The 2,771-nt window shown below is 72.2% G+C and carries 2 protein-coding genes; one reads left to right on the top strand and one right to left on the bottom strand.

Going from position 1 to position 2,771, the window contains the following annotated elements; genetic code table 11:
- Positions 1-37 precede the first annotated feature (37 nt).
- Positions 38-907 (bottom strand): 3-methyl-2-oxobutanoate hydroxymethyltransferase, encoded by an 870-nt coding sequence (panB, locus tag AB0O00_RS34615; RefSeq protein WP_363658617.1) that lies wholly within the window; start codon positions 905-907, stop codon positions 38-40.
- Between the two features lie 263 nt (positions 908-1,170).
- On the opposite strand from panB, the gene AB0O00_RS34610 reads away from it, so the two are divergent.
- Positions 1,171-2,771, top strand: a 1,601-nt coding sequence (locus AB0O00_RS34610; RefSeq protein ID WP_363658615.1) for an MFS transporter, incomplete at its 3' end; no start/stop codon positions are given.

The raw sequence follows: 2,771 nt of genomic DNA, 5'->3' as shown, positions 1-2,771 counted from the left end.
ACCAAGGCGGGGGAGCGGGGCCGCAGCCGGCGGCGCGTCAGCGGAAGCTGTGCTCGGCCGCCGGGAAGGCGCCGGTGCGGACGTCCTCGGCGTACGCGCGGGCGGCGTCGCCGAGGACGGCCCGCAGGTTGGCGTACTGCTTGACGAACTTGGGCACCCGGCCGGCCGTCATGCCGGCCAGGTCGGTCCAGACGAGCACCTGGGCGTCGGTGTCGGGCCCGCCGCCGATGCCGACGGTCGGGATCGCCAGCTGCTCGGTGACCTGCTTGGCCAGCTCGGCGGGCACCGCCTCCAGCACGACCGAGAAGGCGCCGGCCTGCTGGACGGCCTTGGCGTCGCGCAGCAGCTGGTGCGCCGCCTCGTCGCCGCGGCCCTGGACCGGGTAGCCGCCGAGGGCGTGCACGGACTGCGGGGTGAGGCCGATGTGCGCCATCACCGGGACGCCGGCCTCGGTCAGGAGCTCGATCGAGCGGGCGCTGCGCTCGCCGCCCTCCAGCTTGACGGCGCCGACCCCGGCCTCCTTCATCAGGCGGGCGGCGTTGTGCATGGCCTGGGCGGGGGACTCCTGGTAGGAGCCGAACGGCAGGTCGGCGACGATCATCGCGCGCTGGGTGCCGCGGACGACGGCGGCGGAGAGCATCACCATCTGATCCATGGTCACCGGGACGGTGGTCTCGTAGCCGAGGTGGCAGTTGCCGGCCGAGTCGCCGACCAGCAGGACGGGGATGCCGGCCTCGTCGAACACGCCCGCGGTGAGGGCGTCGTACGCGGTGAGCATGGACCACTTCTCGCCGCGCTGCTTGGCGGCGGCGAGGTCGCGGACGGTGACGCGTCGGTTGGTGACCCCGCCGTAGAGGGTGGCGGGCGACGCCTGGTTCTGGGCAGGCGAAGGCGAAGAAGCGTTCATCGAACAGGCTCCTGAAGGGTTGTCGTCTCGTGGCGCCGTACGGCGTCCCCGGATCCCCTCCATGCTTGCACGCCCGGGCGGCTGCGCAAAGACGGGTGCACGGAGCCCGGTGCGATCTGCGGCACACCGGCGGCCTTTGCCACCTTTTTGCGATACGGCGTCGTCTCGTATCGAAAATGCGGCTACGCTGTTCGAGGGGGTTACGAGACGTACGCGGCTCGGAAATGCCCGCCAGTGCCACACCATCACGGACGGGAAGACCAATGACCACCGCAGTCGCGCCACCCCGCGTGCCGGAAGCAATCCACCGCCGGCGCTGGGCGATCCTCGGCACCCTGGTGCTCGCCCTGCTCGTCGTCGTGCTCGACAACTCGATCCTCAACGTCGCGATGAAGACCATCGCGACCCCGGCGCCGGTCGGACTCGGCGCCACCCAGAGCGACCTGGAATGGTCGATCAACTCCTACACGCTGGTGTTCGCCGGGCTGCTCTTCACCTCCGGCCTGCTCGGCGACCGCTTCGGCCGCAAGCGCGCGCTGCTCGCGGGCATGGTGGTCTTCGGGATCGCCTCGCTGCTCTCCGCGCTGGCCGGCACGCCCGGCCAACTCGTCGGCTTCCGTGGCCTGATGGGCGTCGGCGCCGCGCTCGCGATGCCCGCCACGCTGGCCATCATCATGAACGTCTTCGAGCGCTCCGAGCAGCCCAAGGCGATCGGCGTCTGGGCGGGTGCGGTCGGCCTCGCGATCGCCATCGGCCCGATCACCGGCGGCGTCCTGATCGAGCACTTCTGGTGGGGCTCGGTCTTCCTGATCAACGTGCCGATCGTCATCGTCGCGGTGATCGCGATGGTGATCCTGGTGCCGGAGTCCAAGGACCCGAACCCGGGCCGGCTCGACCCGGTCGGCGTGCTGCTGTCGATCATCGGCCTGGTCGCGCTGATCTACGGCATCATCAAGGGCGGCGAGCTCGCCGACTTCACCGCCGCCGCGGCCTGGGGGCCCGTGCTGATCGGCCTGGTGGCGCTGGGCGCGTTCGTCTGGTTCGAGCGCCGCACCGCGCACCCCGCGCTGGACGTCACGTGGTTCCGCAACAAGGTGTTCAGCGCCTCCGTGGTCGTCGTCGGCGTCGTGTTCTTCGCGCTGATGGGCGTCTCCTTCTTCGGCGTCTTCTACATCCAGAGCGTGCGCGGCTACAGCGCGCTCCAGGCCGGTCTGCTGATGCTCCCGCTGGCCGGCGCCCAGCTGCTGTTCGCGCCCCGGGCGCGGCTCGTGGTCGACCGCTTCGGCGTCGCCGCCACCGCCGCCGTCGGCATGCTGCTGATCGCGGCCGGCTTCGTCGGCTATGCCGTGCTGACCGCCACCAGCCCGATCTGGGTGCTGATCGTGCTGGGCCTGCTGATGGGCGCCGGCATGGCCCACGTCATGCCGCCGGTCACCGTCGCGATCATGGGCTCGCTGCCCCGCGAGAAGGCGGGCGCGGGGTCGGCCGTCAACAACACCTTCCGCCAGGTCGGCGGCTCGCTCGGCGTCGCCGTGCTCGGCGCGGTGCTCTCCACCGTGTACCGCGACCACATGGGCGACACCCTGGCCCAGCTCCCGGCGGAGCTGCGCGACAAGGCGGGCGAGTCCCTGGAGGCCACCCTGGTCATCGCCGGCCGGATGGGCCCCCGGGGCGAGGCCCTGCTCGGCCCGGCCGACGACGCGTTCATCAGCGCCATGCACGTGGTCGCCTCGCTCTCCGCGGGCATCACCGTGGCCGGCGCGCTGATCGCCTGGTTCCTGCTCCCGCGCAGGTCCGCCACCCCCACCGGCGGGCCGGGCGCCCCGGCGGGCGAGCCCGCCGACCGGCGCGAGACGGCGGTGGC

Source organism: Kitasatospora sp. NPDC093558, assembly GCF_040683475.1.
Taxonomy (GTDB): Bacteria; Actinomycetota; Actinomycetes; order Streptomycetales; family Streptomycetaceae; genus Kitasatospora.
Note: the sequence above shows the minus strand (reverse complement) of the source record. Positions and strands in the feature narration are given on the sequence as shown.